12 protein-coding genes and 1 pseudogene are annotated in these 13,953 nt (G+C 61.7%); 2 read left to right on the top strand and 11 right to left on the bottom strand.

Going from position 1 to position 13,953, the window contains the following annotated elements; all coding sequences use genetic code 11:
• Positions 1 to 44: 44 nt before the first annotated feature.
• From E3T46_RS13925 to E3T46_RS13920, 3 genes and pseudogenes are all read right to left on the bottom strand, one after another.
• A protein-coding gene (locus E3T46_RS13925) for an IS3 family transposase (RefSeq protein ID WP_134578995.1) occupies positions 45 to 1,228 on the bottom strand; the annotation gives its coding sequence in 2 pieces (ribosomal slippage) (positions 45 to 967 and positions 967 to 1,228; 1,185 coding nt in all).
• A 503-nt stretch (positions 1,229 to 1,731) separates the two neighbouring features.
• Entirely contained in the window at positions 1,732 to 1,875 is a 144-nt protein-coding gene (locus tag E3T46_RS18045; protein ID WP_166790287.1) for a GPGG-motif small membrane protein, read from the bottom strand.
• 239 nt (positions 1,876 to 2,114) lie between these two features.
• Positions 2,115 to 2,775: pseudogene (locus E3T46_RS13920) on the bottom strand (recombinase family protein).
• 21 nt (positions 2,776 to 2,796) lie between these two features.
• On the opposite strand from E3T46_RS13920, the gene E3T46_RS18740 reads away from it, so the two are divergent.
• Together E3T46_RS18740 and E3T46_RS13910 are read left to right on the top strand one after the other, a co-directional pair.
• Positions 2,797 to 3,042 carry a transposase gene (locus tag E3T46_RS18740; RefSeq protein ID WP_134578994.1) on the top strand — a complete coding sequence of 82 codons (246 nt, stop codon included), beginning with the start codon at positions 2,797 to 2,799 and terminating at the stop codon, positions 3,040 to 3,042.
• Between the two features lie 13 nt (positions 3,043 to 3,055).
• Positions 3,056 to 4,423, top strand: coding sequence for an NAD-dependent succinate-semialdehyde dehydrogenase (locus E3T46_RS13910; RefSeq protein ID WP_134578993.1), 1,368 nt, complete (start codon positions 3,056 to 3,058; stop codon positions 4,421 to 4,423).
• 713 nt (positions 4,424 to 5,136) lie between these two features.
• Here the strand turns inward: E3T46_RS13910 and E3T46_RS13900 are convergent.
• The 8 genes from E3T46_RS13900 to E3T46_RS13870 form a co-directional block, all read right to left on the bottom strand.
• Complete coding sequence (locus tag E3T46_RS13900) at positions 5,137 to 5,724, bottom strand: 3'-5' exonuclease (protein ID WP_134578992.1); 588 nt, start codon at positions 5,722 to 5,724, stop codon at positions 5,137 to 5,139.
• A gap of 104 nt (positions 5,725 to 5,828) precedes the next feature.
• Positions 5,829 to 6,164 (bottom strand): hypothetical protein, encoded by a 336-nt coding sequence (locus E3T46_RS13895; RefSeq protein WP_134578991.1) that lies wholly within the window; start codon positions 6,162 to 6,164, stop codon positions 5,829 to 5,831.
• Between the two features lie 184 nt (positions 6,165 to 6,348).
• Positions 6,349 to 6,480: a hypothetical protein gene (locus E3T46_RS18735; protein WP_277870974.1), complete on the bottom strand. Its 132-nt coding sequence runs from the start codon at positions 6,478 to 6,480 to the stop codon at positions 6,349 to 6,351.
• A 3-nt stretch (positions 6,481 to 6,483) separates the two neighbouring features.
• Positions 6,484 to 6,741, bottom strand: coding sequence for a type II toxin-antitoxin system RelE/ParE family toxin (locus E3T46_RS13890; protein WP_134578990.1), 258 nt, complete (start codon positions 6,739 to 6,741; stop codon positions 6,484 to 6,486).
• Positions 6,738 to 6,986: a type II toxin-antitoxin system Phd/YefM family antitoxin gene (locus tag E3T46_RS13885; RefSeq protein WP_134578989.1), complete on the bottom strand. Its 249-nt coding sequence runs from the start codon at positions 6,984 to 6,986 to the stop codon at positions 6,738 to 6,740. Before E3T46_RS13885 ends, E3T46_RS13890 begins: the two co-directional genes overlap by 4 nt.
• 323 nt (positions 6,987 to 7,309) lie before the next feature.
• A complete protein-coding gene (locus tag E3T46_RS13880) occupies positions 7,310 to 10,093 on the bottom strand; it encodes a UvrD-helicase domain-containing protein (protein WP_134578988.1) in 2,784 nt (927 codons plus the stop codon).
• Positions 10,090 to 10,362 carry a hypothetical protein gene (locus tag E3T46_RS13875; RefSeq protein WP_134578987.1) on the bottom strand — a complete coding sequence of 91 codons (273 nt, stop codon included), beginning with the start codon at positions 10,360 to 10,362 and terminating at the stop codon, positions 10,090 to 10,092. Before E3T46_RS13875 ends, E3T46_RS13880 begins: the two co-directional genes overlap by 4 nt.
• A gap of 298 nt (positions 10,363 to 10,660) precedes the next feature.
• Positions 10,661 to 13,774: a DEAD/DEAH box helicase gene (locus E3T46_RS13870; RefSeq protein ID WP_198419220.1), complete on the bottom strand. Its 3,114-nt coding sequence runs from the start codon at positions 13,772 to 13,774 to the stop codon at positions 10,661 to 10,663.
• Positions 13,775 to 13,953 lie beyond the last annotated feature (179 nt).

Below are 13,953 nucleotides of genomic sequence, written 5' to 3'. Positions count from 1 at the left end.
TGAGCTGCCGCGGGCATTTCGGACAGCGGAATTAGTGGATTCTTCTACGCTGCCAATGCTGGCTGCTGATAACCATAGTGGACTTCATTAGGCCTGCGGTAACCGAGCGCGGAGTGCCGGCGTCGGCTGTTGTAAAACCCTTCGATGTAGCGAATGACGTCGCTGCGAGCTTGTGATTTCGTGGCATACGCGGTGCGGTAAACACGCTCATTTTTGAGCATCGAGAAGAAACTTTCCGCCATGCTGTTGTCCCAACACACGCCCGTGCGGCCCATGGAGGAGCGCATCCCCAGGCCGGTCACCAGGAGCCGAAAATCGGCCGAGGTATAGACGCTGCCGCGGTCGGAGTGCCAGATCGCGTGAGGCTCGATCTGGGTCGTCGCGGCGGCGTTGCGGAGGGCGTCGGCGACGAGTTCGGTGCGCATGTGGTCGGCGATGGACCAGCCGACAACTTTCTTGGAGTAGCAGTCGATGACGGTGGCCAGGTAGATGAATCCTTGCCAGGTGTGGATGTAGGTAATGTCGCCGACGAATTTCGCTCCGGGGCGGTCGGCGGTGAAGTCGCGTTTGACGAGGTCGGGCATGTTCGCGGCCGCTTCGGCATCGGCCTCCGTCGTGATGCGGAAGGGCCGTGGTTGGCAGGCTACGAGGCCGATCTGGCGCATGAGTTGCCGCACCAGTTCGGGCGAGCACTCGGTCTGCTCGGCACCTAGGTCAGCGTGGATCCGGCGGTATCCGTAGGTGCCATCGGATTCCTCGAAGAAGTGCTGAATCCGGGCGATCAAGGCCTCGCGGCGGGCCGAGGTCGCGGACTGCGGCCGCACTGCCCAATCGTAGAAACCGGACGTGGAGACGGCCAGCCAGAGGCACATTTTCACCACCGAATTCCGGTTGGTGGGCTCCGATTTTTGGGAGTCGATGTACTCGTACTTGCTCACTACCGCTGCTCCCGCGCGAAGTAAGCGCTGGCTTTTTTCAAGAATGCGGTCTCCGCCCGCAGCTCTTGAACTTCCCGCTCGAGTTCCTTCAGACGGACTCGTTCCGACACGGTCAAGTCCACTTCGGTGCCGCCGTTGGCCTCGCGGTATTTGTTGAGCCAGTTCCGGAGCGTCTCGGGCCCGACGCCGTATGCGGTGGCGACGTCCTTGATCGGTTTGGAGGTTGTGATCACCTCGCGGCACAGCTCGTCTTTGAACTCCTGGGTGAAACGCCTACGCGCTGCGGTCATGCTGATCTCTACTTTCAGTGAACCCTCATTTTAAGAGGGCCCACTGTCCGAGATATCCGCGGCAGCTCAAACGCGGCCCCGCCTCGGCGGCGGTCATGGTGCGGTCCCGGATGATCGAATGACGAGTGTAGACAAGGCACTTCCTAGACGTGGTGAGTGAGTCCGCTGACAGGGTCTCGGGCAACGCTAAAAATCTTTGTGACCTGAATGGGGGGATGCCCCTATGGTTTCTTCAAGTCGTGAGTGGGGTTCTGATTTCGTAAAGGGTGCAGTCCCTCCCGCCCGCGCGTCCATCTGGTTTTGTCGAGCCTCAGGTTTGGTGAAGGCTCGGTTAGACCCGTCCATGCCGGTCCGATCCGCGAGACGATCGCAAGTGTCAGGAAAAGCTATGGCCTCCTCGACGTCATGCAGCCCTCAGACAACGAAGAGCGTCAGTGGATCATTCACGCCGAAACCGTTCCGGAGCTCCGCCACGCCCCGAAACGGCTACTCGATCCGCAGTCTCAAGTGAAGATGCTCACGCCACCTGGACCAACCAACAGTCCCACGATGATGAGCACAATACCCCAGAGAATCTGGCGTCGAAATAGCGCGACAATGCCTGCAATAACGAGGACTACCGCAATGATCCAGAGAATTGTTGCCATGTGCTGCTCCATTTCATTCAGCGCCGACGGGCCGTACGCCCACAGCGGTTTTCGATCTGCTAAAGCGAACGTACCCCCTGCGCGATCTCTGCCCACTGTGTCTTATCCAGAATATCGTGGAGGTGAGACTGTGTCATCAGCTGTTAGCGGCCATGCGAAACGACCAAGAGAACCCAAGCGCGGTCACATCCAGTATCTCTGTGTAGTTTCTTAACACCGTGCGGGACGTGACCTAACGGCTAGCGCTTGGTGGCCTCGTCACGTGCCAGAGTGTCGTCAGCGGGTTGATCTGGCAGTAACCCGAGGACGCGCGCTCGGCGGTAGAAGGTCGCTCTGGATATTCCAAGATCGAGAGCGACCTGCGCCGCTATCTCTCCACCTTTTATGAGCCGGTGGACGTTTCGGATTTGACTGTCGGTAATGAGTCGCGGTCGCCCGCCCAGATATTTTCCGGCGTCCCGGCGCTTGTTGATCGAGTCGACTACGCGCTCTCGCTTGATTTCGTGTTCCACTTGCCCGAGCGCCGCCATGATCGTGAATAGCATGGACCCCATCGGTGTCGCGGTATCGACGTCGTCGCCGCCCGGGTTGAGCACCCTCAGGCCGGCACCGCGGACGCGGAGCTCTTCGGCGAAAGCGAGCATGATCTGCGTCGATCGCCCGAGCCGGTCCAGACCCGTGGTGACGAGAGTGTCGCCCGCCTCGAGGGAGTCAAGCGCGCGATCGGAGTAGGACCGCGATGTGCGAGCTCCTAAGATCCCATGGTCGACGTAGACGTCATCACGCCGGACGCCGGACGCCAGCGGCGAGGATATCGACTTGCTGTCGGTCGGTGGATTGCTGACGCGTCGATACCCGCGCGTGGCCGATCAGTTGGCCCTGCCCCCATTGGCTGGACACCTCACAAGAGAGAATGTTCACATGGGAAAGACACGCAGGGAGTTCACTCCTGGGTACAAAGACGAGGCCGTAATGCTCGTGATCAACAACGGCAGGGCGATAGCGACCGTGGCCCGCGAACTCGGCATCAACGAGGCATCGCTGGGCTGGTGGGTCGGTGCATTCAAGGCCCGTAACGACACCGCTGGTCTGATTCGCCTTGACAAATTCAGCGAACATGATTGGCTCGTATTACGTGACAGTTTCCGGCACAGAGTTCGACCGTGAAAGGAGGTGGCTCATGAGCCACCACGCCGTGATCAACCCCGCTACAGGCGAGACCATCAAGACGTACCCCCAGATTTCGAGTGATGAACTCGAGCAGGTCATCGCAACGGCGGATGAGGCTCACTACGGTTGGTCTCGGAACTCTTCCGTCGACGAGCGAGCCGCACTCCTTCGGAAGGTCGGCGAATTGCATGAGGAACGCCGCGATCAACTGGCGGCCATAATCGTGCGCGAGATGGGCAAGCCCGTCGATGAAGCGCTCGGCGAGGTCGACTATGCCGCCAACATTTACCGGTACTACGCCGACAACGCGCAGGAATTTCTGAAGGACGAACCAATCACCTTGCTCGGCGGCGAGGGTTCCGCGTTCATGCGCTCCAGTTCTCTGGGTGTGCTCATTGGTGTCATGCCGTGGAATTTCCCGTACTACCAGGTTGCGCGCTTCGCTGCACCGAACCTCATGACGGGCAACACGATCATCCTCAAGCATGCGTCGCAATGCCCGGAATCGGCTGCGGCGATTGAGCGAATCTTCCATGATGCAGGCTTCCCGGCTGGCGCCTACACGAACGTGTATGCCGACAGCGAGCAGGTTGCCACGGTCATCGCCGACCCGAGGGTACAGGGCGTTTCCCTTACCGGTTCGGAGGGCGCCGGCGCGGCCGTTGCTGAGGTAGCCGGTCGCCATCTCAAGAAAGTCGTGCTGGAACTTGGTGGGTCAGACCCCTTCATCCTGTTGAGCACCGACGACATGGCCGCGACAGTGGCTGCCGCTGTTGCCGGTCGCCTCCGCAATGGCGGGCAGGCCTGCGACGCCGCCAAGCGATTCATCGTGATCGATGAACTTTACGATGAGTTCACGGAGAAGTTCACCACCGCCATCCTGGCGAACTCACCCAGCGACCCGACCGTCCTCGGGGCAGACTACGGCCCCATCTCTTCCCTGGCTGCAGCCGAGCATCTTGAGGAGCAGGTAGAGCGCGCAGTCGCTCAGGGAGCGACCCTGGCGAGCACTGGCAAACGGTCTGGCACCTTCTACCCAGCGACGGTGCTCACCGACGTAACGCGAGACAACGACACGTACCACGAGGAGTTTTTCGGGCCCGTGGCATTCGTCTACCGGGCAGCCTCAGAAGATGAAGCTGTAGACCTCGCAAATGACACTCCTTTTGGGCTGGGCTCCTACTTGTTCACGACCGATCCCGAGCAGGCACTTCGGGTCGCCGACCGCATCGAAGCTGGCATGGTCTTCGTCAACCTCGTCGATGCCGGCGGCGCAGAGCTACCGTTCGGCGGAGTGAAAAGAAGCGGCTTCGGGCGCGAACTCGGCCGTTTCGGTGCTAATGAGTTCGTGAACAAGAAACTCATCCGCATCGGCTGACCTTTCGCCGAAATTCTTAGCCGACGCGGTAAACACCGTTCAGTTGCCGATACTGCCGTGTGCCCGACCCAAACGCGACCCGTCAGCTAGTAAGTCCGCACAATACTGCCGTCTTCGTACTCGAAGAAAATCTTTCCACCTTCTGGGCCAAACGGCATCGCTAGGCAGCATTGATGCGTGAGCCACGCGAGATGGTGTCTACTACGTTGTGTGGTGCTTTGGCGCGTTTCCTAATGCCTTATCTGGCCTTGCCTCCGGTTAGTGGACACGGGTTAAGCGGCGAGTTGAACTTCCGCGGTCTCTGACGAGTATTGCAGTTCGAAGGCGACGGGGCTGACATCTCCGATCGAGGAGTGCCGGCGCCGACGGTTGTATCGGTCCTCGATCCAGGCGCCGACACGCCGGCCCGCTCGCCAGCTTCTTCGCTCAAGATGCCTCGCCCGACGAGGTCCCAGAATTCCTGCCNGCACAGCTCGTCTTTGAACTCCTGGGTGAAACGCCTACGCGCTGCGGTCATGCTGATCTCTACTTTCAGTGAACCCTCATTTTAAGAGGGCCCACTGTCCGAGATATCCGCGGCAGCTCAGTATGCGCGAATGATGCCACGTTCAAGGTCGACGAACGCTGCCGTCATTGTGAAGAGGAGTTTGCCTACTCCCGTGGGCCGTTACGTTTGCTTAGCGCCAATTACCGTTCCACTACTGGTCAGACCCCTACCACGGGCGCTCCGGCAACGACAGGGTCGGCCAGCGGTAGGCGGCAGCGCGATCGAGGGCATCGGCCCACAAGCCATGGTCGGCAGAACCGCGGATGTAGTTGCTGAGCAGTTGGGCGGTGGCGAAGGTGTCGACGGAGGCGCGGTGGGCGCCGATGAGATCGATGTCGTAGGCGGCGCAGCAGTCGGCGAGCGACCGGCCGGTACCGGGTAGAAAGTCGCGGGCGAGCTGCATGGTGCACAGGCTGATCACCGGTTCGAAAATCGGGTAGCCGGCGCGGGCGAGTTCGGCGAGTAGAAAGCGGGTGTCGAAGGCGGCGTTGTGGGCCACGATGACGCGGCCGTCCAGCAGCGCCACGAGCTGTGGGGCAATCTCGTCGAAGCTGGGCGCGTTCATGACATCGGCGGCGCGCACGCGGTGGATATCCTGACGCCCGAGGTCTCGCCCGGGGTTGATGAGCGTCTCCCACTGCCCTTCGATCTGTCCGTCAGCGCTGACATGCGCGACGGCGACCTCGATGGCACGATCGTGGCCACCCGCGAAGAGTCCGGTGGTCTCGAAGTCGATGACGGCGAAACCGGGCATGGTACTCCTGAGCTGAGGGTGGTGGTTCCTTGACTGTAGTGAGGAGGCAGGCGCAACCGCGGCCCACAGACGAGGGGCGTCAGCGGTTGCGGCGGTGAAGCCGTTTAGCCCAGGCCCGCTCGGTGGGCCGCCGCATCGAACTCCGCGGTGAGCTGCCGAAGTTGCAGCGCCTTCAGTGACGCGGCGAAGGCTCGCTCAAACGCGGCAGCATCCTTCGAGCGGATGCCGTAGAGCCGACTCACCCACTCCCCCACGTGCAGCTCGATCCGGCTCCAGAGCAGGCCGCGGGTGACGGTGACGATCTCGACATCCTCGACTGCGGTCACGATAGGGACGCCGCCCAGGGTGACCGTGACGGTGCCGCTGTGGAGTTCGATTTTCCAGTCGCCGGAGCTGGTGAGGGCCTTGCCCCAGGCGGATGGCTGCCAGGTTGGCGGCATGCTGGCTGTCCTCTCGCTAGCTCGACGCGTTCGATCCGGTTTCAGGACGCGGCTGACTGGCCGTGCATTCCAACAATGGTCCTGACTCCGCGCGGCGGGCTTCAACCCGCACTTCGCACTCTAGTTGACACGTAGCCGGCCCGCGGCCCTCGGACAGGGCCGATTTGGGAGGGGTTCTGGCGAATCAGAGCGCCTCGGCTTCGTGGGTGGAGAGCTGCCGGTCGAGCAGCAGCGGGCGAGCAGCGCGAGGTAGTCCTGCTGTGACGTCGAAGGCGGCGTTGTGGGCCACGATAACGCGGCCGTCGAGCAGCACCACGCGCTACTGGTACACGTCCCGACGATGGCCGACGGTGACCACGACCACCACAAGGATGTCGTTTCGAATGGTGTACAGAATCCGATAGCTGCCCACCCGCACCCGATAGCCGTCCCGTCCTTGCAGCGCTTTCGCCCCGGGCGGGCGAGGGTCTTCGCCCAGCAGGGCGATGGCGCCTTGTACCCGACCGCGGTCCTGCGGATCAATGCGACGCAAAGCTTTGACCGCTGCCGGACGCAATTCGATTCGGTATTTGCTCACATCCAGCCGAGATCCGCTTTGACCTGCTCCCAGGGAATGTTGTCGCCCTCGTCGGCCATGGCCATATCAAAAGCCGCGACGTCCTCAGCATGCTCCAGCGCTTCCTGCATGCGCGCGTACTGCTCGGGGCTCACCAGCACAGCAGCGACTTTTCCGCGACGCTCCAGGAAGACGGCCTCTGAGCTGGCCTGGGCAATCAACTCGGGTAGGCGCGCCCTGGCGTCGGTGACGCTTGACTTCGACATGCCTCAAATGTACATCAGCGTGATGGGGATGTACATGTGCAGATGTGCAGATGTGCAGATGTGCAGCCAGGCGCACGGCACGGGCCAGACGGCGTTCGTTAGGCGCCGTCCGCGTGCGCTCGTGCCGCCATCCGCTTTGCACGGGCACGTTGAAAGAGCACGAGAAGTGTCACGAGGCCGGCGGCACCGACACCGCTAGCGGTCCACACGTACCAGTCGTTGCCCCGCACACATTGCGGCGGCGCCCACCAGGGGGCAGGCGGCCGCCTCAAGAACTTGGTCATAACCGTTCGCGAAAGACAATGTCACCGGATAACCGGTTGTCAGCGGTTGCGACGGTGCGGCGTGAACGGCTTGCGGTACCCGCCGACCGGCTTCACGACCGGCACCGATTCGCTGCCGTCGAGCGCCAGCGTCGTCTTGCAGCGCGGAAAGCGGGCGCAGCCGAGGAACGGGCCGCGCTTACCGGTGCGCTCGACCATGAACCCGCGACCACAGCGCGGGCAGACGATGGACTTCAATTCCTCGCCGATCGCGTTGGTGCGCAGCACGCCCTGGTCGCGAATGAGCTCCATCACGAAGCGGGATTCACGTTTGTCGATGGTGACCAGCAATGCGCTGCGCCGGGCGCGAGTCAGCGCAACATAAAACAGGCGCCGCTCTTCAGCCTTCGGAAATTCTTCGGCCTGCGGCATAGCGAGGCGCAACACCGGGTCGTTGGGGATAGTGCTCGGAAATCCCCACTTTCCCGACACCAGACCGGCAATCACGACGTAATCAGCCTCCCCTCCCTTTGAAGCGTGGATGGTCGTGAACGACATCTCGAGCAGGTCAGAGAGGTGTTTACAGCCGTCCAGATAACTACTTTGGTGGCGGTATCGACCGAGCACGAGCACCGACACCTTGCGGCCGTTCGCACTGGGGATGGCGCCGCTGGCCACCCGGCCGTGCAGCTCAGTCAAACGATGACGGATGCCGGCCGCTACGGCCGTGTCGGCTTGCACCGTCATGATCTCCACCGTGGGTGCGAACTCGGCGGTCGACGAAACGACGCTCTTGGTGATTTGCGCCGGATTCTGCAAAACGAAGGTGCTGGAGACATCCGCTATGGATTGCGGAAACCGAAAGGTGCGCTCGAGGCGCATGACGTCGCTCGGGCCGAACCAGCTCTCGAAGCCGGTCATGACCGAGAGGTCGGCTCCCGCGAAGCGGTTGATGCTTTGCCAATCATCACCGACCGCGAACAGGTGGCGGCCAGGTGCGGCGACGAGGGCCCGAGCGAGGCGAGCCCGCGCAAAGCTGGCGTCCTGAAACTCATCGACCATCACGAGTTCGTAGGGGCTCTCCCAATCGCCGTTTTCGAGGTGCTGCGCGGCAAGGGTGAGCATGTCTTCGAAGTCGATGCAGTCATCCGCCCGGAGTTTCTCGTTCCATTCTCGGCGGATTACCGCGAATAGTCGCAGAAACGACGCATCGCGGTAACGCACGGGGCCATGAGCCTGTTCGGCCAGGCGAGCGCCGAGCTGTTCGTCGGTGAGACAGTTGCTTTTTGCGTGCAGGAGGAAGGTGCGAAAGGTACCCAGCAGAAGGGTGTTTTCGACGGGCTTCTGGCCTACGGCGAGGCGGCCAGCGTCGGGCTGCAGCGTGATACCACGCTCCGTCAGTTCGTGACCCAAGTTGGTCAAGGCGTTTCCGCCCCAGAGCTCCGCCATGGTCGTTTCCAGAAGGGTGGTGCCGTTGCTGCGATGGATGCGCCGCTTCCATGCCACACCATCGAGATAGTCCTCGAACGGCGACAACCCATCGGCATCAATTGCCCAATGCTCGTGGTACGCGTGGATGGCCGGATAGAAAAAATCCGGCCGGTACTGCGCGTGCTCGGCGTCGACGGTTTCGATTTCGTAGCGCTGCTCGTAGACGTAGTCAACGCCGTTGAAGAACAGCCAGTCGGCGATCATGCGCTCTCCGGCGCTCTTGACGGTTTCACCCTGCGACGTTTTGAAACCCTCACCGGAATCGGACTTCGCCCCGTCATCATCCGGGTAATCGCGGGCAAGCACGGCGCGAAAGAAGTCCCACTCCGAACGAAACACGACGTCGGTCGCGCGCAGCCGATCCACGATCAGGCCGAGCTGTTCGAGGTCACCGCCGCCGTCGAGCCAGGGCGCCAATGACGGCTTCCGCCCGGTGGCCTGGCCGATGATTTCGAGCCCGAAGGCGTGAAAAGTGCGGGCGACGACCTTGTCGGCATCGAGACCGAGCGGTCCGAGGCGGTCGCGCGTGCGCTTTTGAAGTTGTTTGGCCGCCTCCTTGTTGAAGGCCAGCATGAGAATCTTGTCGGCCGGAATGAGGTTGCGGTGCAGGGCGTAACCGGCCTTGGCGACCATGGTGGAGGTTTTGCCCGAGCCCGCCGAGGCGACGACCAGCATGCGGTTGTCGAAGCAGATCACGGCGCGGGTCTGCTCGGGCGTCAGCAGTGAGGATTCCACGTTGTCGAAGAATTCGCGGCACTCATCCGTCTCACGCTCGAGGTGGTTCTGGTTTTCCCGCGCGATGACGGCGCGCACGTCTTCTGCCCACAGAGCGATCGTGTCGGCGATGCCGGCGGTCTGCTCGGCGATATGGCTGCGCAACAGGGGCTCATCGAGCAGATGGCAGAAGCCCACGGCGGTCTTGCGCGCAGCCCAGTCCGTGCTGAATTCGGTGGTGAGCCACCCCTTGGTCTGCAGGTGTTGGCTGAGGGCGGCGGTAAAGCTGTTCAACCAGAGCGTTGCCTGATACGCCGCCGCATCAAATTCCGCGATGAGCTGCCGAAGGTACAGCGACTGGCGCGACGCGGTGAACGCCTGGTCAAACGCTGCTGCGTCGGTCGAGCGGATGCCGCGGAGCCGGGTACCCCGCTCCCCCACCTGCACATCGATCCGGCTCCAGAACAGTCCGCGGGTGACGACCACGGTCGACACGTCCTCGACCGCGGTCGCGGTCGTGTCACCGCCGACGGTGACGGTGACGATGTCGTCGTGGAGCGCGAGTTGCCAGTGGCCGGACTTGGTGAAGGCTTTGCCCCAGGCGGACGGCTGCCACGTCGGAAGTGCGTGTTTGGTCATCGGGACTTGACCAGGAGCTTGATCGTGCGTGCGTCGAAGCCGATGAGGGCAAGCGGAATTGTGAACATGAGAAACGTTTGGGCCAGGGAAGTCATGCTTGCGATCGAGGCCGTGGGAACGTTCGAGGCGCTCATCCCATATTGCTGCGCGACGTAGCCGGCCCCGGCAACGAGAACGTTGAAGCCCAGAGCCATCCAGAAGAGCTTCAGGCCGTTGTGCCGAAATACCTGCACGATGCCGTCAAGCAGCCAGGAGGCAACGAACGGCAAGATTCCCGCTCACAGCATCACGGCTGTCATTCCTGCGAATTGCGATGCAATCATGGACGGGAAAATGGTCGACCTCCGGGTTACTACATCTCTGTCACGTCGGATTCATCCCGGCGTTGTCTGCTCACCGCACGTTTTCGTGAAACAGCGACCTATCGGACATGGGGCATTTGCGCGTAATCCGAACTGTAGCGACACATTGTGGCGTCCCGCGGCCCTCGGACAGGGCCGATTTAGGGAGATTCTGGAGCATCAGAGCGCCACGGTCTTGATCCCCGCCGACAGGCCCGCAGATCGCTCATCGAGGGACGGCGCTAGCGCTCACGTAGACGTCGGCGGGCATTTCTCGTTGGAGGTCCCAGGTGATGGCGATCGGCTTTTCGCCTGCATGCTTGAGGTAGGTGACGCGACCAAGACAGGTGTACGTGCCGACCATTCCCTCGTCGTCCTTACCGTCGTGGCGGGTGAAGAGCAGAACGTTTGAACCGCCGGGCCTGCCATTTATATAGCGGCTTCCAGTCGCGCTCTCGACGGTCGTCCCATTTTGAGATTCCCAGTGGAACCGGGAGGCGTTGAGGGCATAGTCGCGGTACATCGTGTTCGGCGAAAAGTCCTTTTCGGACTTATGGAGCGTCACGAGAAGGGCATCAGTCAACGTCTCGGCGCACCAGGCCACACCCTCACGGTGGATGTCGACGCGGCCGCCCGTCTCCAAGTTTGCGTAGCCGAGTGCTGCCAGAATCTCTTCCCGGCGATACGAAGCGTGGCTGAACATCGGCACGTCTTCCAGCCCCTCCCCGAGGGCGAGCGGCACCCGCCGGGAGGCATCCGCGCTAAAGGCCACGATCTGCTGAATCTCCGAGCAGACAGTCCGCGTGGCCCGAAGCTGAATCAACGCAGCCTCATAAGACGCGAACTTGTTACCGTCCGGCCACAAAGTGAAGACAAGCATGCGCGCATATCGCTGGTCCCGGACGGACAGCTCCGCGTAGGCCGGGCACCCCGGTGTCGAGAGCCGAGTGTAGGCATCCGCTCGCTCGGGGTCGTCGACGTGCACGAAGGCAACCATCCGTTTGAGAAGCTGTTCCTCGCTTTCAGACATGACTGCGTCGTCACCAATCGGCCCACTCAAACCGGCCTCTCGGGACAAATCGGTCCAGGTCCACCTGCTATAGATCTCGCGAATCCCCCGCTCGGCGTCTTCGAGGTACTCCGCGAGCAGGTATTCGTGTACCGACGGACGGGTCGATGCGTGTGAGCGGATGTCCGCAACGACGTCTTTCTTGAATTTGAGCTGCGAGCTGATGCTTTCCAGGACGACCTTGCGCGCAACCCGGTCCAACACAAGTTGCGACCCCGATGGCAAGAACGGGAACCCTGCCGCGGCCTCGCGCCTAAGACGGCTGCGGCCAAAGCCCGTCAACGCCCGATAGCGCGTATCGAGACGATATTCGCGGCGGTGCTGACCGATGTAGTCGAGCACGGTCAAAACTGCCTTGCCTTGTGCACGTCTTAATCCACGTCCGAGCTGCTGCAGAAAAATCGTCGGGCTCTGAGTGGGGCGCAACATCAGGATCGTGTCGACGACCGGTATGTCGAGTCCCTCATTGAGCACGTCCACCGCGAAAATGCAGCTGATCTCGCCGTGGCGTAGCCGACGCAGTGTCTCTTCGCGTTCCGCCGACGGAGTCGCGCCGGTAACACATGCCGACGTAATATTTGCCTCGTTGAACTTGCGTGCCATGTACGCAGCGTGGGTTACGGAGACGCAGAATCCGATTGCTCGCATCTGGTGAACGTCCGTCACTTTGTCCGCCAGCGTCACCAAAATCTTGGCGGTCCTAGCATCGTTACCCGTGTAGACCGCGTCGAGGCCAGCGTCGCTGTAACTACCTCGCTTCCACTCAACTGACCTGAGATCGACGTCGTCTGAGATGCCGAAGTAGTGGAACGGGACCAAAATGTCAGCTTCGAGGGCGTCCCAGAGCCGGAGTTCGGCCGCGGCACGGCCGGCGAAGAAATCGTTCTTGACGTCGACACCATCCGCGCGCTCCGGCGTGGCGGTGAGACCGAGCAGTTCCTTGGGCTGGAGGTGTTCCAGCAGGCGCCGGTAGGTCTTCGCTTCGGCGTGATGGAATTCGTCGATGATGACCACGTCAAAGTGTTGGGGATGGATGTTCTCTACCCCGTAGGAGTTCAAGGACTGCACACTCGCGAAAACGTGGTTCCACCGCTCGGGCTTGCCCCCGGCGACAAACAGCTCCCCGAAGGTGCCGTCCATGAGAATTTGGCGGAAGACTCGTTGTGTCTGTTCAAGGATCTCCTTCCGGTGAGCGACGAACAGGATCTTCAGGTCAGAACCACGGGCCCGAAGCAGGTTCTGGTAGTCGAGCCCGGCGACGATCGTCTTGCCGGTACCGGTCGCGGCGATAATTAGGTTTCGGTGGCGACCGTGCACGTTTCGCTCGGCCTCGAGCGATTCCAGCATCGCCTGCTGGTACGGGTACGGTCGGACCTCAATGTTCGAGAGGTCGATGGAATCGCCACGGCCGTAATTCGCGCTGCGCCCCAATGCCATGTCGAGGCGTTCGGAATCGCGGTCCGGATCGTAATTCTCAAACGATGGGTCGTTCCAATAGCTGTCGAACGTCGCCGAAAATTTATGGATGAGCGCCGGCGTGCTGATCTGCGAGAGCCGTACGTTCCACTCCAGCCCGTCCACGAGGGCGGAGTGGGAGAGATTGGAACTCCCGACGTACGCCGTGTTGAAACCGGTCTTCCTCCGAAAAAGCCACGCCTTGGCATGCAAGCGGGTGGACTGGGTCTCATAGTTCACTTGCACTTCAGCGCCATACTTGGCCACGAGCTTGTCCAGCGCCTTGCGCTCGGTCGCTCCCACGTAGGTCGTCGTGATGACTCGGAACGGAATCTTGCGATCGTGAAGTTCGATGAGAGCGTCTTCGAGAACACGGATGCCGTGCCAGCGCACGAAGGCGCAGAGAAGGTCCACCTCATCTGCGCTCGCAAGCTCGGCCCGCAATTCAGCGCCCAGACTGGGCTCGTCTCGAGCGTTCGTGAGAAGGGCCGAATCGCTCAGCGCTGTCGCCGGGCGCTCGATCGCTTTTGCGCCGGCGCCGGGAGCGCTCAGCTGGAGCAGCTGACGCAATTCCCCGGGTTTAAAAGATTCATCGGACTGCAGGTCGACGAGCACGCGGTTGACGAGCGCAACCCGATCAGCGGGATCGATGCCGGTCAGCGCCCGACGGGCAGCATGGGCGATGAATCGGGCGAGGAACTCGGGGGCCTCCGCGTCGACGATTTTATCGGTCATCTTTCTTGCAGTCTCGGCGCGTACGGCGAGTTCACTCGTCAGGGAACCGGTGATGAGCGTCTCATAGAGCCCGAAGGGCATCGGTTGGGTCATTGGGTAATTTTCCGAAGATCCGCGAGGTCGGCCCGTGCAGGCTCATGGTCGCGGCTCGTTCTCGCACGCACACGTCTCATGTTGGCAATCCCCCAAGTATTTCTAGCGCCTGGCACTTCTGCCTAAGACCATAGCAACGACCAGGCATTGGACTCCGTCCAGCACCA

The organism is Cryobacterium sp. Hh11, from assembly GCF_004404045.1.
GTDB classification, from domain to species: Bacteria; Actinomycetota; Actinomycetes; order Actinomycetales; family Microbacteriaceae; genus Cryobacterium; species Cryobacterium levicorallinum.
Note: the sequence above shows the minus strand (reverse complement) of the source record. Positions and strands in the feature narration are given on the sequence as shown.